Below are 4,796 nucleotides of genomic sequence, written 5' to 3' on the forward strand. Positions count from 1 at the left end.
GTGTCTCAGTCCCAATGTGGCCGATCACCCTCTCAGGTCGGCTACGCATCGTCGCCTTGGTGAGCCGTTACCTCACCAACTAGCTAATGCGCCGCGGGCCCATCTGATAGCGGATTACTCCTTTGGTCATTTGAAGATGCCTTCATTTGACTTTATGCGGTATTAATCTCCCTTTCGGAAGGCTATCCCCCTCTATCAGGCAGGTTGCCCACGTGTTACTCACCCGTCCGCCGCTAGAAAATCACCGAAGCAATTTCCTCGCTCGACTTGCATGTGTTAAGCACGCCGCCAGCGTTCGTCCTGAGCCAGGATCAAACTCTCAATTTAAGTGACGCTTAAATAATTAAGTGCACAAATTTTAGTTTAATCTTACTCTAAGAATTACGTTGACTATAAGTAGTTGATTCAAGTTTTACACTTGTTACAATTACTTACTCACAACTTTCGTTGTGTAAGTTTTATTCAAAACTTCTTAAGTTTCCTCTGTTTAATTTTCAAAGACCAATTTCGTCATTATTCGTCACCGTTTAGCGGCAACATATAATATGTTATCATATCGTTTTTGTTATGTCAACTGTTTTTTTAATATTTTTCAGTTAACATTTATATTCTCAGAAACTTTATGTTTTCTGCGGAACGTGTTTTATCTTAACATCTATATCAGATGTCTATTTATTATTATAACACATTCACACAAACTTATACCGTTAATTCTTAATATATCTCCATATTTCTTTGATTTCATATTATGGATACACCTGGAACTGTTTTATTGGTATATAACGTTTACTATTTCTTTGTTTTCTTTATTCGACTAATATTTTTTATTAAGTGTTATAATATATTGGGGTGATTTTTATGGCTATTAATTTTAAAAATGATTGGCAAGAACTTTTAGAAGAAGAACTTTCTAAAGAATATTATTTAAAACTTAGGCAATTTCTCATAACGGAATATAAGACAACAACAATTTATCCTAATATGCATGATATTTTTAATGCATTACACTATACGGCATATAAAGATGTTAAAGTAGTGATTTTAGGGCAAGACCCTTATCACGGACCTAATCAAGCACATGGTTTAAGCTTTTCAGTAAAACCAGGTGTTGGTATTCCCCCTTCACTTCTTAACATGTATAAAGAATTACAGACAGATTTGGGCTGTTATATACCTAACAATGGATATCTAAAAAAATGGGCTGATCAAGGAATTTTATTATTAAATGCATCCTTAACAGTAAGAGCTCATACTGCTAATTCTCACAAAGGGAAAGGATGGGAGATATTAACCGATAAAATAATCTCTTTATTAAATGATAGACAAGATCCTGTCGTATTTATACTGTGGGGAAATAATGCTATTTCAAAAGAGAAACTCATAACAAACAAATATCACTACATAATAAGATCAGTACATCCTAGTCCACTATCTGCATCTAGAGGTTTTTTTGGCTCAAAACCATTTTCTAAATGTAATGACTTTCTAAAATCTACAGGAAAAAATCCTATAGATTGGCAAATAGAAAATATTTAAGGTTAAAGGGAAAAATAATTATTTTTCCCTTTAGCTTTTCTAAAAGCATATATAATTGCATTACTTATTAATATTTCCATCTATAATGAGCATATATAGGATTATTAAACCAACTTAATTTAGCTTCAGATGCCTTAGGGGTAGAATTATGAATTACATACGGTATTCCATCACTGTCTCTTTTGTCAGAGACTATAGCAATATGTTCATACCCTTCTACAAATACCACTATATCACCAGGCTGCCATTCTTTAAGGTTATTTATATCATCAACATTAAGTTCTATTGTTAAACTATCACAATATCTTTTAAAGAAAATATCTTGATTTAATACTCTTCTAAAATCTATATTAGGATCTGGTTTACTATTTACTCTCCTATATTCTTTTAAATTTTCTCTAATATCCTTATCCAACAATTCTTTAATTGAGACATTTATAGCATTGAACCCTCTCCATATTACATCAGTACATACACCTTCACCTTCTGGTGGATAACCTCCTGTATAATATGCGTCTTTATATACGGTTTCTCTTTCCACTTCTTTTCTTGCCTCATTTACTATGTCTATTGGATCAGGTATACCATTATTATTTTTATCTTCTTTAGAACTTTCATCAGGTACTACAACTTTTTTTATTGGCAAATTTTCTATTATATCTCCTATAGAGTTATTTTCTAAGATACTTTTATATTTCTGCTTTAAAAATGCTATAGTAGCAATACTTATAATAATTAAGAGAACACAAAAAACTAATACTTTTCTTTTCCTCATATACTCCCCTTTATTAAAACATAGAAATATCTATATTTCATTTTAATATAATAACTTCTTAAATTTTATATTCTCTATTGTATTGCTCTTTTCCTTCTATCTTTCTAATATTATTCATGTTAGTAATATATTTACTTCCCATCCTCAGCTTCCTTATTTTTAGATAATTCTACTCTGCTCCATGGGATAGCAAGACTAACTTCATTTTTTTCTAATATCTCAAGTATGGTAAGATTTATATCTTCTTTAGTTTTCTCATAAGCTAAATACTCCATTACATTGGTATAGAAATATATAGATACATCTAAACTGTGTTCTGAAAAAGCATTAAAAGATACTATCACTAGCTCTTTATCAACTCTTTCATCATTTAAAAGAAAATCTTCAATTTCTTTCACTAAGATTTTAATCTTTTTACTTCGAGTCCCGTAATCTAATGGTAACTTAAAAAATATACGCCTCTTTTTTCTATCAGTCCAATTAATTATATAGGAATTAGCAAGCTTAGAGTTTGGTACAGTAACTAATGCCTTTGAGAAAGTTCTTATTTTTGTACTTCTAAATGTTATTTCTTTCACTATGCCTTCAACGTCTGAAGTTTGAATCCAATCTCCTATAGAAAAAGGTCTATCAAATAAAATAACCATTCCTCCAAATAAATTTGAAAAAGTCTCTTGCGCTGCCAAAGCTATAACCACTCCTGATACTCCAAGCCCAGTAACAAATCCAGAAAATCCAAATTCTCTTGAAAATATACTTACAGCAGCTATTAATGCTAATATTCTAATTATAATAGATATAAAGGGGAAAATTATCTTATTAACTTTATCTGTATATTTATTTTTTATTCTATTATATAGAAGAGAATCTTCCATTGTAACATTATAGATTATCCAAGTAAAAAATATAACTAACCCACATCTTAATACCTTTTCAGTTATTAACGTAAGTTCTTCTTTATATATACTCAAAGCTAAATATTTTAATGAAAAGTATAATCCTAATATATCTATTAGAAACTTTAACGGTTTCTCCAAAGATTCAAAAATTTTATCGTCTAAAGTGTTTTCAGTTTTTTTTATAAATTTGCAACAATATGTACAGATATATTTTACAAAAAGCTTTTTAAAAATAAGAAACCCTATATAAATTAATAGGGCTATTACAAGCACATCAAAAGGTGAATGCGCTATTATATTAATAATTTTATTTATTTCATCCATAGTTACCACCCAAAAAAATCATTATTCTTTATTATGTGTACTTAAGGATTTTTCATTCTAACCTTGCAATATTTATTTATAATAGTAAAATATAGTTATATTTTCTAAGGAGGCTGGTAATATGGATTCAAAACTTTCTAGAGATGATGCTTGGTCTTTATTATGTAGATATACCAAAAGTGATTCTCTACTTAAACATGCTCTTGCCGTTGAAGGCGTAATGAGACATTTCACAAAATTATTGGATGAAAAAGATATAGATAAATGGGGAATCGTAGGACTTCTTCATGATCTTGATTATGAAATGTATCCAGATGAACATTGTATAAAAGTCCAAGAAATAATGAAAGCTCATAATATATCTGATGAATATATACATGCTGTAGCAAGTCATGGTTATGGTATATGTTGCGATATCGAGCCAGTTCATAAAATGGAAAAGGTATTATATACCATAGACGAACTCACTGGACTTATAAGCGCAGCCGCTATAATGAGACCCTCTAAAAGTATTTTGGATTTAGAATTGAAATCAGTTAAAAAGAAATATAAATCCAAAGGATTTGCCGCTGGTGTTGATAGAAACATAATCGAGAATGGAGCAAAAATGCTTGATTTAGAATTAGATTTTGTAATCAAAGAGACCATTGAAGGAATGAAAACCGTAGCTGAGGATATCGGGTTAAAAGGTGATATATAAACGATTCAGATATTTTTAATTTTTTATATTCAATTTAATTAAATACACAAAAAAAGTCTAGCAAAATGCTAGACTTTTGGTGGCTCGAGCAGGAATCGAACCAGCGACACGAGGATTTTCAGTCCTCTGCTCTACCGACTGAGCTATCGAGCCATAATATTTGGCGACTTCCTACTCTCCCACACAGTCTCCCATGCAGTACCATCGGCGTAATAAAGCTTAACGATCCTGTTCGGAATGGGAAGGGGTGTTACCTTTATGCCATTATCACCAAATATATTATGAAAGAATTTTGTTCTTTCAAAATTGCACATAAGTGACACTCCAAATCTTCGATTTGGTTAGTGGAACTTACTCATTAGCTTTAGCTAAGGAGTTTCCTTCTAAGTAAATATATATTCCAGTTAACTTTTGGTCAAGCCCTCGATCTATTAGTATGAGTCAGCTAAATATGTTACCACACTTACACCCCTCACCTATCAACCTTGTGTTCTTCAAGGGATCTTACTAGATTACTCTATGGGAAATCTTATCTTGAGGTGGGCTTCACGCTTAGATGCCT

4 protein-coding genes, 1 tRNA gene and 3 rRNA genes are annotated in these 4,796 nt (G+C 31.2%); 2 read left to right on the forward strand and 6 right to left on the reverse strand.

The genetic code is table 11. The features are described 5' to 3' along the window. Positions 1 to 327, reverse strand: a 16S ribosomal RNA gene (locus BUA92_RS22680); the annotation flags it as partial. A gap of 531 nt (positions 328 to 858) precedes the next feature. Between BUA92_RS22680 and BUA92_RS22685 the strand changes: the two genes are divergently transcribed. After that, on the forward strand, positions 859 to 1,536 hold the full coding sequence (locus BUA92_RS22685; RefSeq protein WP_073022876.1) for a uracil-DNA glycosylase: 678 nt from the start codon (positions 859 to 861) through the stop codon (positions 1,534 to 1,536). A 67-nt stretch (positions 1,537 to 1,603) separates the two neighbouring features. Here the strand turns inward: BUA92_RS22685 and BUA92_RS22690 are convergent, their stop codons facing one another. Beyond that, positions 1,604 to 2,311 (reverse strand): DUF1287 domain-containing protein, encoded by a 708-nt coding sequence (locus BUA92_RS22690; RefSeq protein WP_073022877.1) that lies wholly within the window; start codon positions 2,309 to 2,311, stop codon positions 1,604 to 1,606. A 131-nt stretch (positions 2,312 to 2,442) separates the two neighbouring features. Beyond that, positions 2,443 to 3,534 (reverse strand): mechanosensitive ion channel family protein, encoded by a 1,092-nt coding sequence (locus BUA92_RS22695; protein WP_073022878.1) that lies wholly within the window; start codon positions 3,532 to 3,534, stop codon positions 2,443 to 2,445. A gap of 121 nt (positions 3,535 to 3,655) precedes the next feature. On the opposite strand from BUA92_RS22695, the gene BUA92_RS22700 reads away from it, so the two are divergent. Then, positions 3,656 to 4,234, forward strand: coding sequence for a hydrolase (locus BUA92_RS22700; RefSeq protein WP_073022879.1), 579 nt, complete (start codon positions 3,656 to 3,658; stop codon positions 4,232 to 4,234). Between the two features lie 77 nt (positions 4,235 to 4,311). On the opposite strand, the gene BUA92_RS22705 is transcribed toward BUA92_RS22700, so the two are convergent. The 3 genes from BUA92_RS22705 to BUA92_RS22715 form a co-directional block, all read right to left on the reverse strand. Then, a tRNA-Phe gene (locus BUA92_RS22705) sits at positions 4,312 to 4,387 on the reverse strand. Between the two features lie 5 nt (positions 4,388 to 4,392). Beyond that, positions 4,393 to 4,509 (reverse strand): 5S ribosomal RNA (gene rrf, locus BUA92_RS22710). 136 nt (positions 4,510 to 4,645) lie between these two features. After that, positions 4,646 to 4,796: ribosomal RNA gene (locus tag BUA92_RS22715) — 23S ribosomal RNA — on the reverse strand; the annotation flags it as partial.

This window comes from Clostridium intestinale DSM 6191 (assembly GCF_900130055.1).
GTDB classification, from domain to species: domain Bacteria; phylum Bacillota; class Clostridia; order Clostridiales; family Clostridiaceae; genus Clostridium_T; species Clostridium_T intestinale.